We start from the raw sequence: 24228 nt of genomic DNA, 5'->3' as shown, positions 1-24228 counted from the left end.
CTCCATGGCCAGCTCACCCGCAACGCTATTGATCGTTGACGACGAACCCCAGGTTCGCAAGTTGTTGGAAACCCTGCTGCATCACGAGGGCTACGTGACCCAGAGTGCCTGCTGCGGTGAAGAGGCCTTGCGCCTGGTGGCGCAGCAGCCGCCGGACCTGATCCTGCTGGACATCATGATGCCGGGCATGGACGGCTACGAGGTCGCCAGCCAGCTCAAGGGCAACCCGGCCACGGCGAACATCCCGATCATCATGCTTTCGGCGTTGAGCGACGCCAGTGCGCGGGTCAGCGGGTTGGAGACGGGCGCTGAAGAGTTCATCAGCAAACCGATTGAACGGGTCGAGTTGTGGCTGCGCGTGCGTAATTTGCTGCGGCTCAAGGCCCATGGCGACGAGCTGAAAAAACACAGCATCATGCTTGAGCAGCAACTGCACGCCGATGACACCACCCTGTTTACGGTGCACGACCTCGCACGCCAAGACATGGAAAAAGCCCTGCGCGGCGCGGTTGAACGCAATGAGTTCACGCTGCATTACCAGCCCAAGGTCGAGGTAGCCAGCGGAACAGTCTGCGCCTTGGAAGCCCTGCTGCGCTGGGACCGGCCCGGCTATGGTGCGGTCTCGCCCGCGGTGTTTGTGCCGATCCTGGAGAGCCTGGGCCTGATCGTACCCGTTGGGCGCTGGGTCATTGAGCGGGCTTGCGAACAGATCGCCAGGTGGCAGCGCAGCGATATCGGTGCACGGGAGGTCTCGGTGAATGTCTCCGGCCTGCAATTGATCAACGGCGACCTGATTGCCGACATTGCGCGAATCCTCGCCAAAACCGGGGTTGAAGCGCACTGGCTGGAGGTTGAATTGACCGAAGGCTCACTGATGGAAAACACCCAGCGCACCATCGCCAGCCTCCAACGTTTGCGCGCCATGGGCGTGAAGATCTCCATCGACGATTTTGGTACCGGCTATTCAAGCCTGGCCTACCTGCGCCGCTTTCCCCTGGATACGTTGAAGATCGACATCGCCTTTATCCGTGAAGTCACCACTAACCCGCAGGACGCGGCGATCACCCGCACGATTATCGAACTGGCCCACGGACTGGGCTTGCTGGTCGTCGCCGAAGGCGTAGAAACCGCTGCACAACTGGCGTTCCTGAAGGAGGCCGGGTGTGATCAGATTCAAGGTTATCTCTACAGTCGGCCACTGCCAGTGGAAGCGCTGGAGCAACTGTTGCTCGCGTAGGGCACGCATGACACATCGAAAAAAACTGAATTTCGCACCGTACCGCAGCTTCTAACTGTCAGGACCAGCAGCGCGAGAAATGCGATGAAAAAGATCGGCCAGCGGTTGTATGAAGAGCGCCAACGCCTGGGGTATTCCCAGCAATACCTGGCTCAGGCCGGCGGCGTAACGGCGCGGGAACAGCGGCAGTATGAGCAGGGGGAAGATATGCCGCGCGCCGATTACCTCGCGGCGTTGGCCGCTGAAGGTGTGGATGTGGTGTACGTGATTACTGGCAAGCCCAGCACTGTTATCTCCATCAGCCGTGCGCAGGCGCAAACACTGATCGACAACCGCGTGCTGGGTCAGGAATTGCCGCCGGACGGGCAGGATGAAGGCGACATCTACTTCATCCTGGACCCGTCGTCACGGGACACATCGGATCAATCCTGATCCTCGGTATTGCCCACGTCCGCCGCTTCATCCAGATCATTCAGCGGCACTTCAGCATCATCCATCAATGAACCTGGGTCTTCATTGCCTGGGTCGTTGAGTTCTTCGTCGAGTTCTTTTGACATGACCCTCTCCTCTATCCGCCTTGTGTGTCGATGTCCGCATCGGTTTCAGGCTTGTGCTCAGGCTCAGGCTCGAAATCGGGGCTATAAGCGTTCTCCTCGGCTTTGGGATCACGCTCGGCATTCCGGTCTTTTGGTGCATCCGCAGCCGTCGACGGTGCCGGCTCGCCGCCATCAATCGCCGGGTCGTTACGGTTGCTGGTTTGCGGGTCGTCAGTTGTGCTCATGGTGCTCACCTCTACTTGGCCTACCTGATGTTAAGGCGCTGCGAGGCCGCTTGAAGTTCCGTTCGATTGCTTAGCGGATGGGATTGTCGATCTGGATATAGAACGCATACATCCCCAGCAACAGCCAGAACGCCATGAACAACCACGGTGCGCGCATCGAAAACAACAGCGACTTGCGATAGCCCTTGTGGGACGACTCCACTTCCGAGAACAGCGGCGACTCGTCATAGGCCAGGCCCATCACTGGCTCGCTGCGCAGCAGCTCGCTTTGCTTGTAATGCCAGTGATCAATGATGTCGTAGGCCGCACGAATGCCCGGCCAGGCGTTGAGCGAGCTGAGGATGCCCAGCACCGCCAGAAAGACCGGCACCACCAGGGTAAACAGCTTGCCCCACTCCGGATTGAGATTGCCCATGCCCGATACAAAGGCGATGACCAGAAACGACTGCGCCGTGAGGTACGCATCGGTGCGGTTGGCGAGGATGCTGGTTTCGTACTGGATCTCGCGGCGGTAGAAGTCCAGGCGGTCCTTGGGTGAACCAAAGATCTTGGCGCTGTGTTCGCTGTGATCGGTCAGCGCCGCTTCCGGTGTGTGCGGAGAGATGATTCTGGGCACGATCGTGCTCCATTAGGCTTCGAGTCCTGTTAGAAAACCTGGCGCGGATGAAGTTCAAGTTTGTTGCGCACCAAACAAGGGCGTCCATTGCCTCTTTGTGGGGATTGGGCCTGCTCGTCGCTGGAGTGCGCAGCGATGCGATTCTTTTTGGGGGCTGCTGCGCAGCCCGGCGCGGGGCAAGCCCGCTCACTACAAGGTCATTGAGCACGCGGGCATGGGTTTCGGCACACGCATTGCTTAACCCATTCATCTGCCCGTAAAGAGGAGCAATCGTTACCCCCCGACCCAGAGCCGACCTCATAAGAAAGTAAGGACCAGGCCTGCTGGCACTCTGCGCCACAGGCTCATAAAAACATGCGTTTTTTAAAGCGGCAGTGCCACCCCCCACGCAACCCTGGGCACTGACAAGGTACTGGAATGGCTCGATCTTTCTTTGATGAAATGAATGACGCAAATGGCGTATGCCGTGCGCACTATCAGGATTTCTCCCGCTGGCTGGCCAACACGCCGCCGGAACTGCTGGCCCAGCGCCGCCGCGAGGCCGACCTGCTGTTCCACCGCGCCGGGATCACCTTCACCCTCTATGGTGACGAGCAAGACACCGAGCGCCTGATCCCCTTCGACATCATCCCCCGCAGCATCCCCGCCAGTGAGTGGAGCGTGATCGAACGCGGCTGTATTCAGCGGGTCAACGCGCTGAACATGTTCCTCGCCGATATCTACCACGACCAGCGCATCATCAAGGCCGGGATCATTCCGGCGGATCAGGTGCTGGGCAATGAGGGTTATCAGAAGGCGATGGTCGGGCTGGACCTGCACCGCGATATCTACTCGCATATATCCGGCGTCGACCTGGTGCGCGACGGCGACGGCACGTACTACGTGCTCGAAGACAACCTGCGCACTCCCAGCGGCGTGAGCTACATGCTCGAAGACCGCAAAATGATGATGCGCCTGTTCCCGGAAGTGTTCGCCAAGCAGCGCATCGCACCCGTGGACCACTACCCCAACCTGCTGCTCAAGACCCTGAAAAGCGCCAGCCGCCTGGATAACCCCAACGTGGTGGTGCTGACCCCTGGCCGCTTCAACAGCGCATTCTTCGAACATGCGTTCCTGGCGCGGGAAATGGGCGTGGAGCTGGTGGAAGGCGCCGACCTGTTCGTGCACGACCTCAAGGTCTTCATGCGCACCACCGACGGTCCCAAGGCGGTGGATGTGATCTACCGGCGCATCGACGATGCCTTCCTTGACCCCCAGGCATTCAACCCGGACTCGATGCTCGGCGTGCCTGGCCTGGTCGCGGCCTATTGCGCCGGCAACGTGGTGCTGGCCAACGCAATAGGCACTGGCGTGGCGGACGACAAGTCGATCTACCCCTACGTGCCGGCGATGATCAAGTTTTACCTGGATGAAGAGCCGATCCTGCAAAACGTGCCGACCTTCCAGTGCCGCAAGCCGGATGAACTGTCCCATGTGCTGGCCAACCTGGGCGAATTGGTGGTCAAGGAAACCCAAGGCTCCGGCGGCTACGGCATGCTGGTCGGCCCCGCCTCCACCGCCGCCGAGATCGAGGACTTCCGCCAACGCATCAAGGCCCGTCCTCACGCCTATATCGCCCAACCGACCCTGAGCCTGTCCACCTGCCCGACCTTTGTCGAAAACGGCATTGCCCCGCGGCATATCGACCTGCGGCCCTTCGTGCTTTCGGGCAAGGAGACCCGCCTGGTGCCCGGTGGCCTGACGCGGGTGGCGCTGCGTGAGGGCTCGTTGATCGTCAACTCGTCGCAAGGCGGCGGAACCAAGGACACCTGGGTGGTGGAGGGCTGAATCATGTTGAGTAGAACCGCCGCAGATCTGTACTGGATGTCCCGCTACCTGGAGCGCGCCGAGAACCTGGCGCGCATGCTCGAAGTCAGTTACTCGCTGTCATTGATGCCGCAAGCCGGGCACACCGATGGCCTCGACGAACTGGCCATGTCGTTGCTCAGCAGCGGCACCCTGGACAGCTACCTCGAACGCCATGAACCCCTGGACGCCGAGCGCATGCTGCACTTCTTCGCCCTCGACGAAGAAAACCCCGCCAGCATCTACAACTGCCTGCGCGCCGCCCGTGGCAATGCTCACGCCGTGCGCGGGCGCATCACCGCCGATATGTGGGAAAACCTCAACGCCACCTGGCTGGAAATGCGCAGCATCGCCGCCGGCGGCCTGGCGCGACACGGCATCAGCCACTTCTGTGACTGGGTCAAGCAGCGCTCGCACCTGTTTCGTGGGGCGACGTCCGGCACCATCATGCGTAACGACGCTTACCGGTTTATCCGCCTGGGCACCTTCGTCGAGCGTGCGGACAACACCTTGCGACTGCTGGATGCACGCTACGAGATGTTTGGCGAAGAGTCGGAAGAAGTCAGCGACCTCTCGGCACGCGGGTATTACCAGTGGAGCGCCCTGCTCCGTGCGCTTTCGTCCTTCGAGGCGTATACCGAGCTGTACCCCAATGCGCTGAATGCGCGCTCGGTGTCCGAATTGCTGTTGTTACGCAGTGATGTACCGCGTTCGTTGCATGCGTGCATCGAGGAGTTGAGCCATATCCTGGCGGACCTGCCCGGCAGCTATGGCCGTGCGGCGCAGCGCCTGGCGGCGGAGTTCGAGGCACGGCTGCGCTATACCGGAATTGATGAAATTCTTGAAGACGGCCTGCACAGCCGTCTCACGGACTTTATCGACACCGTGCGGGAATTGGCGCGGGCGATCCATAGTTCTTATCTGGAAGTGGTCTAGCGCTGGCGTAAAAAATCCAGCAGCAGCCGGTTGACCTGCGCAGCCTGCTCGTTCTGGATCCAGTGCCCGCAGTTGGCAAGAACATGCTGTTCCAACTGCGGGGCGGGCCCTGCTCGGGGCCGGCGACGCGTTGCTCGGTGGATTGGCTCATGAGGCATAGGAATCTACACAACTCTTAAAGGTTGACACCGAACCCTGTGGTGAGCGGGCTTTTTGTGGTGAGCGGGCTTGCCCCGCGCTGGGTGGCGAAGCCGCCCCAAAACCGGCCAATGGGTTATGACTGAAAAAACGCGGTGCCTGGATTGGGGCCGCTTCGCAGCCCAGCGCGGGGCAAGCCCGCTCACCACAACAGCGCGTTTGACATAGATTCCGCATTCACTGGAAGTTTGGCCCTTGTTCTAGTCAGGTGAGGCTGCGCGATGGGCGCTCTCCAGGCCATCATCATTGATGACGGGAATATCAGTCGACCGTCCACCAGCGCGGCAACAACTGACGGACCCGTGCCTCGCCGAAGCGGTCATCGATCAGCATCACCACACCCTCATCCTGCTGACTGCGGATCACCCTGCCCGCGGCCTGCACCACTTTCTGCACGCCGGGATACAGATAGGTGTAGTCGTAACCGGCACCGAAGATCGCTCCCATACGCAGCTTCATCTGTTCGTTGACCGGGTTCAGTTGCGGCAAGCCGAGCGTCGCGATAAACGCGCCAATCAACCGTGCGCCGGGCAAGTCGATACCTTCGCCGAAGGCACCACCAAGCACCGCAAAGCCGATGCCCTGGCTGTGTTCGGTGAACTGATCGAGAAAGGCTTGGCGTTCGGTCTCCGCCATGCCCCGGGACTGCTGCCACAGCGCGATCCGTGGGTGTCGCTCGGCGAGCAACTGCGCCACTTGTTGCAGGTAGTCAAAGCTTGAGAAAAACGCCAGGTAGTTGCCCGGCTGAAGCGCGAACTGGCGGGCAATAAGCTCGACGATGGGCGCCAAGGAGGCTTGGCGATGTACAAAACGGGTGGAGATTTCATCAACAATGCGCACACGCAGTTGCTCAGCCTTGAACGGCGACTCCACATCGATCCACGCGGTATCCGTCGGCAGCCCAAGCAGGTCGGCGTAATAGTGGCGTGGGCTCAAGGTTGCAGAAAACAGCACGCTGCTGCGGGCAGCCGTCAGCCGGGGGCGGATGAATTCGACGGGCACCACATTGCGCAGGCACAGGGTTGAACTGCTGCGCTTGCCGTTGAGTTGGCGTTTGCTGATGTCGAAGATGAAGTGCTCGTTGAACAGCTCGGCGACCTTGGCAAATTGCAGGGCTTCGAAGTAGAAGGCTTGCAACTCACCGTTGAGGGCTTCGGGGTGGTCGTTGAAGTAATCACCCATGGCGCTGGCGCACAGGCTCAAGGCCTGGAGCAGTTTTTCCGGGCGGACGGCGTAGGCCTGGTACGGCGCGAGCTGGTCCTTGTGCAGGGCATTCCATTCGCGGTTCAGGCGCTGCAGGGGTTTCTTCAGCGGCTCGGGGGCGCAGTCGCGCAGGGTCTTGAGGCTGTATTGATCGAGGCTGGCGCTGTACATCGAGCGACCACGCTCTACCAGGTTGTGGGCTTCGTCCACCAGCACGGCGGCGCGCCATTGGTTGAGTTGGGCGAGCCCGAACAGCATGGCGCCAAAGTCGAAATAGTAGTTGTAGTCGGCGACCACCAGATCGGCCCAGCGCGCCATTTCCTGGCTGAGGTAATAGGGGCAGACGTCATGGGCCAGGGCAACCTCGCGCAGATTGTGCTGGTTGAGCAGGCTTACCTTGGACGCAGCACTGCGCGCAGCGGGCAGACGGTCATAGAAACCCTTGGCCAACGGGCATGAATCGCCGTGGCAGGCTTTGTCCAGGTGTTCGCAGGCTTTGTCCCGCGCTACCAGTTCGAGCACGCGCAGCTCCAGGCCGGGGCTGCTGGTGAACAGCACCTGTGACGCATCGAGGGCGAGCTTGCGACCGGGGGTCTTGGCGGTGAGGAAAAACACCTTGTCCAGTTGCTGCGGCGCCAGGGCCTTGAGCAGCGGGAAGATTGTGCCAATGGTCTTGCCGATGCCGGTGGGCGCCTGGGCCATCAGGCAACGGCCGGTGCTGACGGCCTTGTACACCGACTCGGCCAATGTGCGTTGGCCGGAGCGAAAGTCGGCATGGGGGAAACTCAAAGCCTGCGCGGCTGCGTTGCGCGCTTCGCGGTGCTGCATTTCCTGTTGGGCCCAGCCGAGGAAGAGCGCGCATTGCTGGTTGAAGAACGCCTGCAGATCGGCCGCCTGGAAGCGTTGATTGAGCAGGGTCTCGCCCTCGCCGACGATATCGAAGTACACCAGCGCCAGGTCGATTTCGCCCAACCCCAACTTCTGGCACATCAGCCAGCCGTACACCTTGACCTGGGCCCAATGCAGTAGCCGATGGTTGGCCGGCTGGGCATCAAGGTCGCCACGATAGGTTTTGACTTCTTCCAGGCGGTTGGCATCGGGGTCGTAGCCGTCTGCCCTGCCCCTTACTGTGAGTTGTTGGTACTCGCCCTCCAGTGCCACTTCGTTCTGGTAGTGCGCACTGCGGCGCGAGGCAACCGTGCGGTGGCCGACAATCCCTTCCTGGGCGCTGGGCGACGGGGTAAAGCGCAGGTCAAGATCGCCGACCTTGGCCGTGAACTCACACAGTGCACGCACGGCCACGCTGTAACTCAAGCCGGTTGCTCCGCCCAGCGCACATAGCAGACGGTGACTGGCATCTGGTGCTCGCCACAAAACTCCAGCCAGCGCAGTTGATTGTCTTGCAGGCGGTCGCCAGGGCCTTTGACTTCGATCATGCGGTAGGTTTTTTGCGCTGGCCAGAACTGGATCAGGTCCGGCATGCCGGCGCGGTTGGCGCGGATATCCAGCAGCAGGCGCTCGAACCAGTAGCGCAGGTGGGCGGCGGGCAGGCATTCGAGGGCCTGCTCCAACAGGTCTTCACTGAGCAGGTTCCAGAACACGAAGGGCGACTGAATGCCCCACTTATCGGCGTAGCGCTGGCGAATAAGATGTTTGTACTGCTCATCCTGCAATTGCTCGAAACAGGCGGCGAACAGCGGCGCACGGCGTTGGTGGAAATCTTCGCTGTGCAGGTCCGCCGGGCCACGCTGGAACGGGTGGAAAAACGCGCCCGGCAGCGGTGCGAAGATCGCGTCCCAGCACAGCAAGCCGAACAGCGAATTGATCAAGCCGTTTTCCACGTAATGCACCGGTGCATCGGGCTCGCTCAAATGTGCCTGGACGCAGTACTCCACCGACATCACTGGTTCCGGCAGTACCAGTTCCAGGTCCAGGCGCGAAACGTCCCGTGGTTTCAGCTTGGGCAGCCTGGGCTCACCGAGTTTGCGGCGCAGGCGAGGCATGACGCGCAGCAGGTGTTGCTGCTCGGCCGCACTTTCCGGTGCCTGTTGCGCGGCACTCGCCAGGGCCATGGCCTGGGCATAGTCCTCCTGACGCTCCAGCACGCGGATCAGTCGCGCGCGTGCGCCGGGATAGGCGCAGGTGCGGTAGATCTGCTCGGCCAACGCCAACTCCGCGCTGCGCTCGCAATACTGCCCCACCTGGAACAACAGCTTGGCCCGGCGTTTTTCCAGCCAGGGGTTGTCGGTGGTCAGCGTGGCCACCTGCGCCAGTACGTCGTGCAGCGCTGCGCCGGTTTCAAAGGCGTGCTGGCATTGGTGCAGGAACAGCACGCCGTGCACGTCATCCCGGCTGCGCAAGCCGCGGGATTCAGTGCAGAACGCCACTTTTTCGTAGGTGTAGATGCCCAGGTCCGCCAGCACGAACTCCGACCAATCCTGGTGCAGATTGCCGAAGAACATCAGGCGCAGGCGGTCACACAGGTCCATCACGGTGAGGCTGTACAGCGGTTCGGCCAGCGCCGGGCACCATTGGGCAAAGCTGCGGGTTTCGCTGAACTGCGCCGTCAGGCCCTCAAGCCAGTCGGCCTTGTTGCCCTTGGGGTGGTCGATCCAGGGCTTGAACGTGCTGAGGATTTCGCCTTTTTGCAGCAAGGCGAACACTTCTTCAAAGGCCAGCAGGCATTGATCGTCCACCCAGCCCAATGCCCGCAATGGCATCGCAGCGGCGTGGGTACAGCCGACCTCCTGGTAGCTGAGTTTGCCAGCACGAAAATGCACACCCTTGCGCATCACCATGCGCACCAACAACGCCTGGGACGGTTGCGCCAAGCTGTCGAATTGCTGAATGAAATGCTCTTCGTCAGGCTCCAGCAAGTCGGCATAGCGCTGCCCCAGCCAATGCAGGACCTGGCGGAAGTTATGCAGGTAATAGAGCGGATCGTCGAGGGGATTGGCCATGGCGCAAGCGAGTCAAATACTGGTTATGCATACAGAGTGCCGTCCCTGCTGCTCTGTTGCAATCGGTAATAGATAAATGGCTCACGCAACTTTTTGTATAAAAGTGATCAGATGGGGGAGTCGATCGCGTAACATTTATGGCCCGCAGCCTCTGGCGCGGGACTTTTCAGGGTTAACGGTAAGGGTTATGAACATGAAGAATTTGGGTCTGCCACTGGTTGCACTCACTTTTCTGGTATTGGCCGGTTGCGCGACGCAAACCGTAGTGACGCTGCAAAATGGCACACAGTACTTGACCCAGGACACGCCAAACGCCAAGACCGCCGACGGTTTTTACGAGTTCACCGACATCGCCGGCAAGCGCGTCCGTGTCAAAGCCGAGGATGTGGCGACGGTGCGCAAGGAAAAATGATTGCCAGCCGCCGACACTGAGCAACTGTGGGAGGGGTGGGTCTTCAGCCGATATCTTTATTGACTGACCCACTGCTATCGGGGGCAAGCCCCCTCCCACAGGTTTTACCCCGTTCCCGCTCAAGCGATAGTGATCCCCTCCCCCGATAAGCCGACCACGCCCACCAGCGTCACCGAATCCCCGCCAAAACTGATGACCGTATCCCCGCCCACCACCTTGGCGTGATCCCGATAATCACCAGCGCTCTGCACGTCCGTGAACACCAACTTGTCCGTCGGCTGATAGCCAATCACCCGGTCCTGGTCAAACTGCCCGCTGAATAAAAACGTGTTGTGCCCGCTGCTGTCGCGGATCGTGTCATTGCCCTTGCCGCCTTCGATAAAGTCCGCGCCCTTGCCGCCCTGGATCAGGTCGTTGCCATTGCTGCCGATGATGAAGGTGTTGCCCTTGTGCGTTTCGGCGTTGCGGTTGAGGTCCTGCACCCAGGTGGTGGCCCGTGCGGGGTCGGACAGGTTGGCGACGATAATCGTCGAGTCGCGGGTCATCTGTTCATAGAATCCGGAATCGAGGATACGCGTCATGCCGTCGCCATACCCGGTGGGCAAATGGGCGATCCAGGTCGGCAGGTTGGTGATGGAGAACGGCAGTACATTCCACAGCGTCGAGGCGTAATGGTCGTTGAAGCTGACGATATTGTCGGTGGTCGATTCATGGGGCTTGTCATGTACGCCCAACGACGACCAGTTGAAGGATGAACCGTCCAACGCACGGAAAACCGGGTCGTTTTCATAGCCGATATTAAGCACCTTGTCCCCGCTGCTCTGGGTTGGCGAGGCGTAGGCTACGTAGTTGGCGTCCTGGTAGAAGCCCGCCCATTTGCCGGTGCTCAAATCGGCCATGCTGTTGACCGCCAAACCGCCGAGGCTGTGCCCGCTGACCACCACATCGTGGCCGCTGAGCCCGTGGGCACTGGCATAGTCGGCGACGTTCTTGAGTAAGCCGCCGAACGCTTCGCCCGCGTAGTTTTTGGCATAGTCCTTGGGGCCCAGGGCGGCGAGCACGTCACTGACCAGGTCGCCGATGGAGTCGCTGATCAGGCTTTCCCGTGGGCCGGATGTACCGCGAAAACCGATGCCGATTTCCAGCAGCTTGCCGGCGGCGTCGTACTTGCCCAGCACTTCGACCTGGGCCGTGGTGTAGCCGGCTTTTTCGCCGAAGAACGTGCCCCTGGCGTCGACCTTGCCGGTGTAGCCCAAGGTGCTCGCACTGATCGGCGTCCAGCCGGCCTGTTGCACCGCGTCCAGGGCGGCTTTTTCTGAATCCGGGTTCCAGGGAATGCCGGGAATCACGCCCTGGGAATCGCTGCTGCCGAGCAATGCGCCGACCAGGGTGGCCGGCAAACCGAACCCCAGCCCGTTGTGCTGATAGCCCACGGCAAAGCCGTTATCCAAGTTGTGGTAGGAATACAGCGTGATCGCCATGGCATCGGCGAACAGTGCTTTGGAGCCCTCGGTGCCGAGGTTTTTGTAGTCAAAGACACCCATGGTATTGCCTCTCTTGTTGTTGGAATTAGCGAGAAAACCCATTAATGCGCTGCAGGGCCGAACGCCTCGTCCACCTTTGCCAGGTCGGTGTCGCGCAGGTTACCGGCGTAGTAATGCAACTTGGTCCAGGCCATCAGGTAGTCGTAACGCGCCTGGGCCAGGTCGCGGCGGGTGCTGTAGAGCTGCTGCTCGGCATTCAACGCATCCAGGTTGACCCGCTCACCACCGAGGATGCTCTGCTGGGTCGACACCACCAGTGCTTCGGCAGAGGACAGCGCTTTCTGATAAGCACGCAACTTGCTCACGCCGGACAGGCACGCACTGAACTGGCGACGCAATTCGATCAAGGTTTCGCGCGTCTTGCCTTCCAGCTCGTACTCGGCCTGCTCCATGGCGCGGCTGGCCTGGCGCGTGGATGCCGAGACAGCGCCACCGGCATACAACGGCACGCTGACTTCCACGCCGATGGTGTTGGTGTCATAGCGCTGGTTGTAGGTGTTGCCGCTGTCGGACTCCTGCTGGCGTGAGCTGGCGTACGCCGTGACCTTGGGCAGATGCCCGGCGCGGTTGCGCTCCACTTCATAACGCGCCACTTCCAGGGCCTGGCGCTGGGAGGCGAGCGTGGGGTTATTGCTGATCGCCAATGCGTGCCACGTGTCGTAGTTGGCCGGGCTCAAGGTGAATGCGGCGAACCCCTGGTTCAGCGGCGCCAGGTCGTGGATGTTGACGCTCTGCACGCCGATCAAGGCGCCCAGCTCCCGCAATGATGCGTCCTGTTCGTCCAGCGCTTCGATCTCTTCGGCGGTGGCCAGCTCGTAGCGCGACTCGGCTTCAAGAATATCGGTACGGGTGCCCTCGCCTTGCTGGAACAGGTGCCGGTTCTGCTGGAACTGCTGCTCGAAGGCCTTCTTCTTGGCGCGGGCGATGTCGATCTGGTCCTGGGCGAACAGCGCCTGGGTGTAATAGGTCAACACGCGCACCAGCAACGCCTGGCTCTTGTCGCGAAAACTTTCGTCGGCAAACAACGCCTGGGCCACGCCTTTGCGGTAATTGGCATAGGCCTCGTAGTCGAACAGCGGCTGTTGCAGGCTGAAGGTGGAGCCGTAGCTGTTGTAGTTGCGGTCGTCGTGATAATTGCCGCCGCGCCCGTCAGGCAACGTGGCCTGGGAATTGTTGCGCCCCTTGTTGTAGTTGTAGGACAGCTTGGGCAGCAGCCCGGCGCGGCCGATGGTGCGGTTTTCCAGGCCGGCGTCACGTTCCTTGATCGCGCCGAGGAACACCGGATCGTTGCGCAAGGCTTGCTCGTACACATCGAACGGGCCCATGGCGGCGTGGGCGCTGGTGCAACTCAACAGCACAGCGAAGAACACAGGTTTCATGTTCATTCCTCAGTCAACGCGGAGCCGGCGCGATCCAGCAACGGCTTGAACAGGTAGTTGAGCAACGAACGTTCACCGGTGCGCACGAACATCTCGGCAGGCATGCCGGGCTTGATCACCAGGCCGTGGAGTTTTCCCAGCGCCGCCTCGCTCACCGTCGTGCGCAACACGTAATAGGGCGCGCCGGTTTTCTCATCGAGCATCTGGTCGGCCGAGATCAGGCTGACCTCCCCCGGCACACGCGGTGTGCGGCTCTGGTTGAAGGCGGTGAACAGAATATCCACCGGCAAGTGCGTGCCGACCTTGTCCACCAGATGCACCGGCAGGTGCCCTTCCACTTCCAGGCGCGTGCCTTGGGGCACGATCTCCAGCAGGGTTTCACCGGCACGCACCACGGCGCCTTCGGTGTGCACGCCAAGGTTGACCGCGATGCCGTCGGCCGGTGCGTTGATTTCGCTGTGTTGCAGGTCGAACCCGGCGGAAGTCAGTTGTTGTTCCAGGGTCAGGCTGCGCAGTTGCGCGTCGGCCAACTGGCTGCGCACTTCCTTCTGATATTCCTCGCTGTGCTGCTGCAATTTGAGGCGTGACTCGACGATGCCCTGCTCCACCCGACCGCTTTCGCCGGTGTTCTGCGCCAGGTCCTGTTGCACTTGGGACAATTGGCGCTGGTACTCCATCAGCCGGTTGCGCGGGATGTAGCCGTTGTCGGCCAAGGGTTGCAGGTTGCTCAGTTGATCACGCAGGGATTGCGCCTGGGCGGTCAGGTCGCTGCGGGCACGGCGCATGCCGCCGAGTTGCGCAGTGGCGCCGTCGATATTCGCGCGAATGCCGGCCTGCTCGCGGGCGAAGGCCTCGCGACGGCTGCTGAACAACTGACGCTGGCCTTCCAGCACCAACGCCAAGGCGGGATCGGGATGGCTGCTCAGTTCGGCAGGAAAGGTGATGCTGGCGTGGTTATCGCGCTCGCTCTGCCAGCGCGCCACACTGGCCCAGGCCATGCGGTATTGGGCTTGCAGCGAATGCACGTCGGCCTGGTTCTGGGTCTGGTCAAGCCGGAACAGCGGCTGGCCTTGTTTCACCCGCTCGCCTTCACGCACCAGGATACGGCTGACCACACCGGGGCTGAGGGTTTGCACGGCCTTGCGCTTGCCGGACACCACCACCGTGCCCTGCACCGGAATGCCCTGATCCAGAGGCGCGAGGCTGGCCCACAGGAAGAAACCACCGGCGCCTACCACCGTCAGCAGCCAGCCCAGACGGGCAAAAAAACCGGCGTCGCGCTCTTTGACAGGTTGTTCGAAAGTGATACTGCTCATGCGCCTGGATTCCTTCCCGCTTGGTACTGACGACTGAAACTGACGCCAGGTTTGTCTTTCGGCGCTTCCTGCTGGCCGGACAAGGCACGCAGCACCTCTTGGCTCGGTCCGTATGCCTGCAAACGGCCGTCGTTGAGCACCAGCAACTTGTCGGCCTGGGCCAGTGCCGACGACCGATGGGTCACCAGCACCACACTGCTGCCTTGGGCCTTCATCTGCACGATGGCGCTGGCCAAGGCGGCTTCGCCCACGGTGTCGAGGTTGGAGTTGGGTTCATCCAGCACAATCAAGCGTGGCTCGCCATACAGCGCACGGGCCAGGGCCACGCGCTGTTTCTGCCCGCCGGACAGGCCGCCGCCGTTGTCGCCGAGTACCGTGTCGTAGCCTTGGGGCAGGCGCAGGATCAGCTCGTGCACACCGGCTTGTTGCGCCGCCTTGACCACACGCTCGGGGTCGGCCTCGCGAAAGCGGGCGATGTTGTCGGCGATGCTGCCGCTGAACAGCTCAATGTCCTGGGGCAAGTAACCGATATGCGGGCCCAGGTCGTCGCGGTCCCAGCGATGGATGTCTGCGCCATCCAGCCGCACCGTGCCGGCCAGGGTTGGCCATACCCCCACCAGCACACGGGCCAGGGTCGACTTGCCCGAGCCCGATGCCCCCAACACGCCGAGCACCTCGCCCGCGCCCAGGTTGAAACTGACGTGATGCAGCATCGCCACGCGCTTGCCCGGCGGGCCCGCGCTGACCTGCTCGAAACTGACCTGGCCCTTGGGCGCCGGCAAGGCCATCTGCTCGACCTCCGGTGGAAACTCGCGCAGCAACTCATCCAGGCGCTGATAGGCCAGCTTGGCCGAACTCCATTGCTTCCACACGGCAATCAACTGGTCGATGGGGCTGAGCACACGGCCCATCAGGATCGAACCGGCAATCATCATCCCTGCCGTCATATCGCCGCGGATCACCAGGAGTGCGCCCAGGCCCAGCACCAGGGACTGCAAACACAGGCGCAGGGATTTACTCAGGGCGGTGATGACTGAACCGGTGTCACTGGCCTTGTTCTGCAAGTTGAGGAACTGCGCGTGCACGGCAAACCAGCGCTTGCGCAGCGCGCCAAGCATGCCCATGGCCTGGATGGTTTCGGCGTTATGCAAATGGCTGGTGGCCAGTTGGGTCGATTGCTGGGAGAAACCGCTGGCCTCGCCCAAGGGTTTCTTGGTCAGGTATTCATTCAGGCATGCCAGGCCGATCAGCAATACCGCGCCGGCGCTGGCCAGCACTCCAAGCCAGACGTTGAACAGGAAAATCACAAACAGGTAGATCGGAAACCACGGCGCGTCAAAAAACGCGAACAGCGCCGGCCCGGTGATGAACTGGCGGATATGGGTCAGGTCGCCCAGGGATTGCCCCGCATGCCCCTGGCCGCGTTGCAGGTTGCGCTCGAACGCGGCTTTGTAAACGCGCAAGTTGAAACGCCGTTCCAACTGGCTGCCGATACGGATCACGATAAAACTGCGGATCACTTCCAGCGTGCCAATAAAGGCGAAGAAGCCCACGACCATCAGCGTCAACATCACCAGAGTGGTTTCGTTCTGGGAGGACAGCACGCGGTCGTACACTTGCAGCATGTAAATCGACGGCACCAGCATCAACAGGTTAATCAATGCCGTGAAGCAGCCAATACTGATCAAGATGCTCTTGTATTCACCCAGCGCCTTGAATAAGGGCGCAACCGCAGAGGGCTTGGCCATATGTTCTGATCTTCCTTGAGCCAAATTGCGCGCATAAGTTGCCCGAGCCCCGAATAAAGGCCGGCCAACTAATAAAATCGAGTTATAAACTTATAGCGATAACTAAGGCATACGTTTTAATTCAACCACGGCGCCGGATTTAGTGCGCGCTTGATAGTCGCCGTCTTTCTGGCGATTCAAATGGGTGATGCCGCTGCCTTCGGCGTTGAACAGCCAGATGCCGTCCGGTGTGGGCGACCAGGTCAACGGCGTGTCCCCCAGCCATTGCGCGGCACAGGCCACATCACCGCTCAAGCCATTGGCCTGTTCGAGCAGGTCGAGGGCACAGACCTGATCCTGCTGGTGCAATTGCCAATGCCCGGCCAATTGGGCGCTGGAGGGTAAAACAAGACTGCTCGCCATTGCGTGGGCTCCTGCCGACACGAACATCACCTGCAACACGCAGGCGATCAAGTTGAAAAAACGCTGCATCTTCACGCTCCATCCTGGAGGCGCGACGCCGAAACGCCGCGCCTTTGTATCACGCCACGATGTCGCTGACGGCTGCCTGGCCTACGGTGGTGACGAGGAAATCCGCCACGCCGTGCCCGGAGAAGTCGACGGCCAGCGTACCCAGGTTGGTGCCGGATGCGTAGGTCAATACCGCGTCGCCGGCATGCCCGGTGAACGCATTGACGAAGGTCAGGCCCGCGCCTTTGGTAATGCCGCTGAGGTCGATCTTGTCCGAACCCGAAGTGAAGTCAAAGATCTTGTCTGCCGCCCCTGGCTTGGAGTCGGAACTGGCGCCGAACACAAAGGTGTCGTTGCCGGCGCCGCCCCACAGTTGGTCCGCACCGCCAGCGCCGTAGATCAGGTCGTTGCCGGCCCCACCCTTGATGACGTTGGCGGCGTTGTTGCCGATGATCAGGTCGTTGCCTGCACCGCCGAAGGCGTTTTCGATGGTCACGCCCTTGGCGATGGACACGTTGCCCACCAGGCCACCCACGTCGGAGAACGAGGCTTCATTGAGGTTGATCTTCTGGTTCTGGGTGAAACCGGAGAAGTCCAGGGTGTCGTTGCCACCGCCGTCCCACACCGAGAACACAAGCTTGTCGGCGTTGGAGGTGGCGCTGAGGAAATCACGCCCGGTGTTGGAGTTGAAGCCGTAGGTGGTGTCGCCGGCGCGGGTGTTGTAGTTGGCGCCGTAGAGCTTCTGGATCGCGGCAATGTCGTCGATCAGCGGGCCGGAAGCGTAGGCCTCGACGCCGCCTTTGCTGAAGTTCTGGTTGGTGTTGCTCTCGCTCCAGTAACTCATGAGACTGTAGCCGCGCGTGTCCTGTCCATAGGTCGCGTCGTTGTAGGTCGGCGCGCCTTCGCCGGCGTTGTAGTCGCCAGGGTGAGCCAGGCCGAGGGTATGCCCGATTTCGTGGGTCAGGGTCTGCCGGCCGTAGTTGTTCAGGTCCGGGGTCTTGTTTGGCGTGTAGCTGTTGTTGGTCAGGTACCACGAGGTGCCGTCGTAGCCTGCACCGGTGCCGGGCAGGTAGGCGAACGCAGCCGCGCCATCCTGGCCACCGCTGTAGTTGCCAAAGGTCATGTGGCCGTCACCGCCGGTGGCTTTCTCGGTGAACGTGACGTTGGCCACATCCGCCCAGGATTGCATGGCCAGTGCGGCCTGTGCTTTCTGCTGGGTGTTGAACTGGCTGAAGCCCGAGATGCCATGTTTGTTCATGGTGCTCGACGACGCCGAGGTCAGGAAGGTGTAGGTCAGGTCGATCTTGCCATTGCCGTCAAAGTCCCGGTAAGCGGCGCCGTCGCGCAGCAGCTGGGTGGCGGCCTGGTCGACGGTGTAGGACGGTTTGCCATTGATCGTGAGGTTGCCGCCACGGTCATACAGATGGCTGAAGCTATCGATTTGCGAGTAAGCGGTGCTGGCTTGCGCCGCCGACACGTTAGCCTTGTCTTTTACTTTGGACATAAACGTACTTCCTTGTTTGCAAGTGCATCAGTCTTTGATCGATAGGAACCCCGCGGGCGAGATCGTCCTATCACTCGCCTCTTTTGAAGGCGTAAGAAAACTGACACAACTTGAAATCTTTCGTCTACATCTATTTCCAACGTGAAAAAGTCGCAGCCTGGTAACTAATTGAAGTTTTGTGCCGCGTTTATTGGGCCAACTTGATTTTGTCCGACAAAAAACAACCAACCCCTATTTAAATATTAAATAGCGCTAACGCCGCTCAAGTTGAGCGGCGCGCTTATTAAATGGATCCAATATATTGCCACGGTGCCATTGGCAACATTAAACGGCCAGTATTTAAACTAATAACAGGAGTTGTCCCCCATTACCGGGACATACTCCAGCCGGTGTCATGCAATGCCTGTAACAGCGACTCGCCGGTCAAACCCGGCACTTGCACGCCGTCATCGGTGCTCATGGTCTCACCCGCGAGGATGGCATTGATGATTGCCTCTTCTACGGCCTCGGCCGCCGCACTGAACAGCGGCGAGATGTGGTCGTTATTGACCATTTGCAGGGCACTGCTGAACGGCAGGCCCTTGCGCCCGTAGTCCGCCGCCGGCAGGTGCTGGTTGCCGGTGGCGAAGGCCAGGAACAGGTCGCCACTGGAGTCTTCGGTGCCGCCGCCGGTGCGGGCGATGCCGATGGACGCACGTTGCGCCAGGCGCTGGCATTGGTGGGGCAGCAACGGCGCATCCGTGGCGAGGATCACTACGATGGAACCCATGCCTGGCGTGCCGCGCTCGGCGAAGGGCGATGGAATGTCCATCAACCGGCGCCCCACCGGGTAGCCGTCGACGCGCAGCTCCTGGCGCTTGCCATGATTGGCCTGCACCAACACGCCGACGGTCCAACCGCCCTGCTCCGCCGGCAAGCGCCGCGACGCCGTGCCGATGCCGCCCTTGAACTCGTGGCAGATCATCCCGGTGCCACCGCCCACCGCGCCCTCCTGCACCGGACCGGTTTCGGCATTGCTGAGGGCCTCGCGCACATGCTCGGGCTTCACATGTTGGCCCCAGATATCGTTGAGCAGCCCGTCGTAGGTCTCCATCACCACCGGCATGCACCAATACACGGCCGGGTCTGCCAGGCGCTCGCGCTCCAGGGCAATCAGGGTGTCGCGCACAATGCCGATGCTGTGGGTGTTGGTGATGGCCAGCGGCGTGGTCAACAGCCCCGCTTCGCTGATCCACTCCAGCCCTGTGGCATCGCCGTTGCCATTGAGCACGTGGTAGCCGGCAAAGCATGGTTGCTGGCGTGCTTCCCCGGCGCGTGGCTGGATCAGCGTCACGCCGGTGCGCACGTGCTTGCCATCGATACGGGTGTTGAGGGTGCTGTGGCCCACCCGCACGCCCGGTACATCGGTGATGGCATTCAACTCACCCGGTGTACCCAGCCCCAACGTGATGCCCAATTGACGTGCGCGCATAACCACTCCTTACAATTTCTGAAAGACCGGACTCGACCGGCCGCTGATGCAATAGAAAATCACCGACAGGGCCAGCAAGCCGAGGATGATCATGATGTCGCGCACCGATGCCGCGTAGATCAAGGTCGCCAGCAGGTAACCTGCACCGATCACCGCCAACACTGCCGGCAACGGCCACAGCGGCATGCGATACGGGTGCTCGCGATCGCGCAGCAACACCCGGCTCATCAACGCGCTCAACGCCACCACCAGGTACACCAGGATAATCAGCAACACGCTGAACGAGGTGAGGTCGGCCAGGTTGGAACTGAAGCTGAGCAACGCCGACGGGATCGCCAGGAACAGCGTAGCCAGCCACGGCGAATCCCAGCGGGGGTGAATGCGGGTGAACAGTTTGTTGATGGTCGGCGTCCACAGCGCATCGCGCCCGCTGCTGAATACCACGCGGCCGATCTGGATCACGATGGCCACAATCGCGTTGAACACTGAGAGGAAGATCCCGGCGCTGACCAGGCGCGACAGGGTTTCATTGCCATGGCTGGTGAGCAGGTAGCCGATGGGGTCGGGGCTGCTGATCATTTCGCTCAGGGACGGCGCGCCGATCAACAGCGCGGTGATCGGCACCAGCTCAATCACCACCACCAGGCCCAGGGACCACAGCACCGCCTTGTGCACGCCCTTGCCGCCGCACTTCATGTCTTCGGCCAGCAACACCGCCGGGCCGTAGCCGTTGTAGGAAAACAGACCGATGCCCACCGCGCCGATCACCAAGGCCCAGGGCGCGAGGTGCAGCACGCCGTTTTCGACAATCTGCGGCTGGAACAACACACTCGCGGGCTGCACCGGGTTGCCAAAACCGATCACTACGATCACCAGCAAGGCCGCCACTTCCAGCAGCAAACAGGTACCGGTGATCCACGCATTGAGCTTGATATTGAGGATGCCCAGGGCGTAACTGCACACGACGATCACCAGGGCGACGGTTTGCGAATCAAACTTCGTGCCCAAGGCGTTGTTGAGATACGTCGCAGCCCCGGTGGCCAACACCGGCGGGATAAACAGCAACATCACCAGCACGGTAAGGAAGGTCGCATAGCCGGCCATGCCGCCAAACACGCGCTTGGCGTACACATATTCGCCACCGGCGCTGTTGTGGGCGCGGCCCAGTTCGGCGTAGCAAAACGCGAACATCAGCGCGAGCAGGCCCGCCATCACGAATGCCAGGAACACGCCACTGCCCGCCTGCTGGATGGCAAACGGCGCAATCACAAAGACCGAACTGGCCGGCGTCACTGCGGAAACGGTGATGGCCACTACATCGAAGACGCTCAGGGTAGGTTTCAACACGCCGTCGGGCGTGGGGGAAGTGCTCATATCGTTATCCTCTGTCGTTGTTCTTGGTGTGAGGCAGAAACGAAAAATGATGTATGTGTCGGGATATGTTTCCCGTTGAATGATGAAGACGTTATCCGCAGGTGGCTTGTCAGCCAATTCCCCTATTGGCGTACTCCCCTTGACGGCATCCGGCAAAAGCCGAACCCTTGGGCGATCTCTTGCTGGCGGGAGCCTGTGATATGAGCCTGTTTCGTGAGGTCGGCATGCACGCTGGCCTGGGCCGCACCGTCGCGCACATCGGTACCGAGCGTTTCTGGAAACAGTTGGTGCTGTTGCTGCACCAGTGCCTGCCCTTCGATAACGCCCTGGCGATTTTCTACCCGCAGGAGGGTGCGCCCCAGGCCTTGGAAGAATACGACGCCCAGCCCAGCAGCAAACCGGCGTCGATGCTGACGTACCTCAATGGCCTGTACTTGCTCGATCCGTTTTTCCAGGCGTGCCGCGAAGGTTATGCCAGCGGTGTTTATCGCCTGGAGGAAGTGGCACCGGACCATTTCCGTCAGAGTGAGTACTTCCTCAACTACTTCCACGACAACGTGCTGGAAGATGAGGTGCAATTCATCCTGCAACTGCCCGGTGCGGGGACGTTGTCGCTGTCGTTGGGCATGCAGCGGCGGTTCAGTGCCGATGAGACCGGGCTGATGACGATGATGGCGGCCTGGGTACTACCGTTGATGCAGCAGCATTGGCAGCAAAGTACTCAGCGCGCACCGGCCATGGACAGTCAGATCAGGGATGCCTTGAGCCAGTTCGGTTGCGGCGTGCTTTCGGACCGCGAGCTGGAAATCGCCCGCCTGGTATTGCGCGGTTTTTCCTCCAAGGCCATGGCTGAACGCCTGAACATCTCGCCAGACACAGTGAAAGTGCACCGTCGGCATTTGTACGCCAAGCTCGATATCTCGTCACAGCCGGAGCTGTTTTCGTTATTTATCCAGTCGCTGGGACATGATCTGGAGAACCCGTAGATGCTCAATGAAATCGGCGGCGGCGTAGATACCGTCTTATCCAGCACCACAAAAACCCTCGTAGCAGCTGCCGAGCGCAAGCGAGGCTGCGTGGCGGACGTATTGACACCCCGCGATCTGCGGGCCCCTCAACGCAGCCTCGCTTGCGCTCGGCAGCTGCTACGACCCAAACCTTGGGGGTTGCCCGGTGAGCGTCAAGACGGTATCTACGGCCTTGGCGCGGCTGCTTGACGGACCTACAACCACCAAACATCCCAAAGCGGATAATCGTGAATACGCTTTACCAACCCCGCGCGCAGGGGGTTCAACACCACGTAACGCGCGAAGTCTTTCAAATCCTCCTCTCGCCGCACGCCACGATCATGATAGCCCTTCTGCCATAGCCGCCCTTTTCGACCCAGAGCCCGGTTGACCGCCAGGCTGCTGCGCGATTTAAGCCGGCACATCACTTCTGCCAAGGTCTTGTCCCGCAGTTGAACCAACCAATGCAGGTGGTCTGGCATCACGACGAATGCCAGGGAATCAACCCACTCATCTTCATGCGCGTCGCGAAACTGCCTGACAACCAGCCGTCCAAGCCGCCAATCATCAAAGATCGGTTCTCGTCGATTGACCACAGCGGTGAGCAAATACACCCCGCCCACCTGTGAAACCCGCCCTGTACGCAACCGTCCTGACTTGTTTGATATGAGCATTCCTTGCCCCGCTTTATTGAAAGGAGGCAAGGAAGCTACAGACAACAACGTCTAAACAGAGCGCCCATTGGGCGACGAAATGTTACCGATTAGCGGCCCATACGAATGGTGTTCCAGACCCGCGTGCGAATCCGGTCGATATTCAGCGGCATCGCTTCCAGTGCGAACAACTTGCCCATCATGGCCTCGCTTGGATAGATCTTGGTGTCGCCCTTGATCTCTGGATCCACCAGGCTGTCCGCCGCGCTGTTGCCGTTGGCGTAATGCACCGAGTTGGTAATGTCCGCCATCACCTGGGGTTCCAGCAGGTAGTTCATGAACGCGTAGCCGGCCTTTTCATCCGGGGCATCGGCAGGCATGGCCACCATGTCGAACCAGATCGCGGCGCCTTCCTTGGGGATCTGATACCCGATCTTCACGCCGTTCTTGGCTTCCTTGGCGCGGCTTTCGGCCTGCAGCACATCGCCGGAGAAGCCGACGGCCACGCAGATATCGCCATTGGCCAGGTCGCCGGTGTATTTCGAGGAATGGAAGTACGCCACGTAAGGCCGCACTTTCATCAGCAAGGCTTCCGCCTTTTTGTAGTCCTCCGGGTTCTTGCTGTGAGGCGCCAGCCCCAGGTAATTGAGGGCGATGGGCAACAGTTCCGGGCCATTATCGAGGATGGCCACCCCGCATTTGCTGAGTTTTTCCATGTACTCGGGCTTGAAGATCAAGTCCCAGGAGTCCACCGGAGCGTTATCCCCCAGCACGGCCTTGACCTTGTCGATGTTGTAGCCAATGCCGGTGCTGCCCCACAGATACGGGAAGCCATGGGCATTGCCCGGATCGTTGTTCTCCAATGCCTTGAGCAGCACCGGGTTGAGGTTTTTCCAATTGGGCAACTGGCTCTTGTCGAGCTTCTTCAAGGCGCCGCCCTGGATCTGCCGGGCCATGAAGTGGTTGGACGGAAACACCACGTCATAACCGGAATTGCCAGTCATCAGCTTACCGTCGAGGGTTTCGTTACTGTCGTACACGTCGTAGCTGAAACCGATCCCGGTCTGCTTCTGGAAGTTCTTCGTGGTGTCTGGCGCAATGTAGCTCGACCAGTTGTAGATCTTCACCGTCTCGGCGGCCTGGCTGATAGAGGCCACCAACATCAAGGGCAACAGGGCAATGGCTTTCATGGTTCGATTTCCTGGCGGTTTTAGGGCTGTTTTTATGGCAGGCGATCAAGGATCAAAGCGTTACAGAATCAGTACGTAGGTCTTGCGCACGCTTTCCTGGATATCCCAGATTCCGGTGCTGTTGGCCGGCAACATCAGTGCGTCGCCGGCTTGTATGTGGACGGTTTCACCGTTGTCGGGGGTGAAGGTGCAGCGGCCCTGGATAAAGTGGCAAAACTCCTGGGATTTGATCTGCCGACGCCAGCGGCCTGGGGTGCAGGCCCAGATGCCGGTTTCGACACCATCGCTGCGCTCTACGCTCAAGGTGGAGGCCACCGCAATCGGCTCGCCCAAGGGCACGGCCACGGGTAATGAGTCCGGCAGGTGGGCATTCAGCGTGTCTTTGAATTGCGTGATGCTCATGG

General features: G+C 60.7%; 22 protein-coding genes and 1 pseudogene. 6 read left to right on the top strand and 17 right to left on the bottom strand.

The window, feature by feature from the left end; genetic code table 11:
* The first annotated feature begins 4 nt into the window (after positions 1-4).
* A complete protein-coding gene (locus AOA60_RS02105) occupies positions 5-1237 on the top strand; it encodes an EAL domain-containing response regulator (RefSeq protein ID WP_099582912.1) in 1233 nt (410 codons plus the stop codon).
* An 84-nt stretch (positions 1238-1321) separates the two neighbouring features.
* Positions 1322-1669 carry a helix-turn-helix domain-containing protein gene (locus AOA60_RS02100; protein ID WP_099582911.1) on the top strand — a complete coding sequence of 116 codons (348 nt, stop codon included), beginning with the start codon at positions 1322-1324 and terminating at the stop codon, positions 1667-1669.
* Here the strand turns inward: AOA60_RS02100 and AOA60_RS33780 are convergent.
* From AOA60_RS33780 to AOA60_RS02090, 3 genes are all read right to left on the bottom strand, one after another.
* Entirely contained in the window at positions 1660-1794 is a 135-nt protein-coding gene (locus tag AOA60_RS33780; RefSeq protein ID WP_256592792.1) for a hypothetical protein, read from the bottom strand. The genes AOA60_RS02100 and AOA60_RS33780 overlap by 10 nt on opposite strands.
* Positions 1795-1805: 11 nt before the next feature.
* Positions 1806-2018: a hypothetical protein gene (locus tag AOA60_RS02095; protein WP_099582909.1), complete on the bottom strand. Its 213-nt coding sequence runs from the start codon at positions 2016-2018 to the stop codon at positions 1806-1808.
* A 70-nt stretch (positions 2019-2088) separates the two neighbouring features.
* Positions 2089-2634, bottom strand: a complete 546-nt coding sequence (locus tag AOA60_RS02090; RefSeq protein ID WP_099582907.1) for a hypothetical protein — start codon at positions 2632-2634, stop codon at positions 2089-2091.
* Between the two features lie 417 nt (positions 2635-3051).
* Here AOA60_RS02090 and AOA60_RS02085 point away from each other — a divergent pair, with 417 nt between their 5' ends.
* Together AOA60_RS02085 and AOA60_RS02080 are read left to right on the top strand one after the other, a co-directional pair.
* Positions 3052-4461 carry a circularly permuted type 2 ATP-grasp protein gene (locus AOA60_RS02085; RefSeq protein WP_099582905.1) on the top strand — a complete coding sequence of 470 codons (1410 nt, stop codon included), beginning with the start codon at positions 3052-3054 and terminating at the stop codon, positions 4459-4461.
* 3 nt (positions 4462-4464) lie between these two features.
* Entirely contained in the window at positions 4465-5415 is a 951-nt protein-coding gene (locus AOA60_RS02080) for an alpha-E domain-containing protein (protein ID WP_099582903.1), read from the top strand.
* Here the strand turns inward: AOA60_RS02080 and AOA60_RS33775 are convergent.
* The 3 genes and pseudogenes from AOA60_RS33775 to AOA60_RS02065 form a co-directional block, all read right to left on the bottom strand.
* Positions 5412-5516 (bottom strand): annotated as a pseudogene (locus AOA60_RS33775) (alpha/beta hydrolase); the annotation flags it as partial. The gene AOA60_RS02080 and the pseudogene AOA60_RS33775 overlap by 4 nt on opposite strands.
* Positions 5517-5874: 358 nt before the next feature.
* Entirely contained in the window at positions 5875-8130 is a 2256-nt protein-coding gene (locus tag AOA60_RS02070; RefSeq protein WP_099582902.1) for an ATP-dependent DNA helicase, read from the bottom strand.
* Positions 8127-9776: a VRR-NUC domain-containing protein gene (locus AOA60_RS02065; RefSeq protein WP_099582900.1), complete on the bottom strand. Its 1650-nt coding sequence runs from the start codon at positions 9774-9776 to the stop codon at positions 8127-8129. Before AOA60_RS02065 ends, AOA60_RS02070 begins: the two co-directional genes overlap by 4 nt.
* 187 nt (positions 9777-9963) lie before the next feature.
* On the opposite strand from AOA60_RS02065, the gene AOA60_RS02060 reads away from it, so the two are divergent.
* The gene (locus tag AOA60_RS02060) at positions 9964-10188 is read left to right on the top strand and encodes a YgdI/YgdR family lipoprotein (protein ID WP_099582899.1); all 225 of its coding nucleotides are present in this window, start codon (positions 9964-9966) and stop codon (positions 10186-10188) included.
* Between the two features lie 119 nt (positions 10189-10307).
* Here AOA60_RS02060 and AOA60_RS02055 read toward each other — a convergent pair whose 3' ends face one another.
* The 8 genes from AOA60_RS02055 to AOA60_RS02020 all read right to left on the bottom strand — a co-directional run bounded on the left by AOA60_RS02055 (position 10308) and on the right by AOA60_RS02020 (position 20974).
* A complete protein-coding gene (locus AOA60_RS02055; RefSeq protein WP_099582897.1) occupies positions 10308-11732 on the bottom strand; it encodes a lipase in 1425 nt (474 codons plus the stop codon).
* Between the two features lie 41 nt (positions 11733-11773).
* On the bottom strand, positions 11774-13111 hold the full coding sequence (locus AOA60_RS02050) for a TolC family outer membrane protein (RefSeq protein ID WP_099582895.1): 1338 nt from the start codon (positions 13109-13111) through the stop codon (positions 11774-11776).
* 2 nt (positions 13112-13113) lie between these two features.
* Positions 13114-14427: an HlyD family type I secretion periplasmic adaptor subunit gene (locus AOA60_RS02045; protein ID WP_099582894.1), complete on the bottom strand. Its 1314-nt coding sequence runs from the start codon at positions 14425-14427 to the stop codon at positions 13114-13116.
* Positions 14424-16175, bottom strand: a complete 1752-nt coding sequence (locus tag AOA60_RS02040; protein ID WP_099582892.1) for a type I secretion system permease/ATPase — start codon at positions 16173-16175, stop codon at positions 14424-14426. Before AOA60_RS02040 ends, AOA60_RS02045 begins: the two co-directional genes overlap by 4 nt.
* 102 nt (positions 16176-16277) lie before the next feature.
* The gene (locus AOA60_RS02035) at positions 16278-16646 is read right to left on the bottom strand and encodes an AprI/Inh family metalloprotease inhibitor (RefSeq protein WP_099582891.1); all 369 of its coding nucleotides are present in this window, start codon (positions 16644-16646) and stop codon (positions 16278-16280) included.
* 49 nt (positions 16647-16695) lie between these two features.
* A complete protein-coding gene (locus AOA60_RS02030; protein ID WP_099582889.1) occupies positions 16696-18129 on the bottom strand; it encodes a serralysin family metalloprotease in 1434 nt (477 codons plus the stop codon).
* A gap of 367 nt (positions 18130-18496) precedes the next feature.
* Positions 18497-19600 carry a P1 family peptidase gene (locus AOA60_RS02025; protein ID WP_099582888.1) on the bottom strand — a complete coding sequence of 368 codons (1104 nt, stop codon included), beginning with the start codon at positions 19598-19600 and terminating at the stop codon, positions 18497-18499.
* Between the two features lie 9 nt (positions 19601-19609).
* Positions 19610-20974: an APC family permease gene (locus AOA60_RS02020; protein WP_099582886.1), complete on the bottom strand. Its 1365-nt coding sequence runs from the start codon at positions 20972-20974 to the stop codon at positions 19610-19612.
* A gap of 200 nt (positions 20975-21174) precedes the next feature.
* On the opposite strand from AOA60_RS02020, the gene AOA60_RS02015 reads away from it, so the two are divergent.
* Positions 21175-21960 (top strand): helix-turn-helix transcriptional regulator, encoded by a 786-nt coding sequence (locus AOA60_RS02015; RefSeq protein WP_099582885.1) that lies wholly within the window; start codon positions 21175-21177, stop codon positions 21958-21960.
* A 236-nt stretch (positions 21961-22196) separates the two neighbouring features.
* On the opposite strand, the gene AOA60_RS02005 is transcribed toward AOA60_RS02015, so the two are convergent.
* From AOA60_RS02005 to AOA60_RS01995, 3 genes are all read right to left on the bottom strand, one after another.
* A complete protein-coding gene (locus tag AOA60_RS02005) occupies positions 22197-22655 on the bottom strand; it encodes a transposase (RefSeq protein WP_099582881.1) in 459 nt (152 codons plus the stop codon).
* Positions 22656-22744: 89 nt separating this feature from the next.
* Positions 22745-23824: a polyamine ABC transporter substrate-binding protein gene (locus tag AOA60_RS02000; RefSeq protein ID WP_099582879.1), complete on the bottom strand. Its 1080-nt coding sequence runs from the start codon at positions 23822-23824 to the stop codon at positions 22745-22747.
* A 60-nt stretch (positions 23825-23884) separates the two neighbouring features.
* Positions 23885-24226: a cupin domain-containing protein gene (locus AOA60_RS01995; protein ID WP_099582878.1), complete on the bottom strand. Its 342-nt coding sequence runs from the start codon at positions 24224-24226 to the stop codon at positions 23885-23887.
* Positions 24227-24228: the final 2 nt, after the last annotated feature.

This window comes from Pseudomonas sp. 2822-17, from assembly GCF_002742485.1.
Classification (GTDB): Bacteria; Pseudomonadota; Gammaproteobacteria; order Pseudomonadales; family Pseudomonadaceae; genus Aquipseudomonas; species Aquipseudomonas cyclaminis.
Note: the sequence above shows the minus strand (reverse complement) of the source record. Positions and strands in the feature narration are given on the sequence as shown.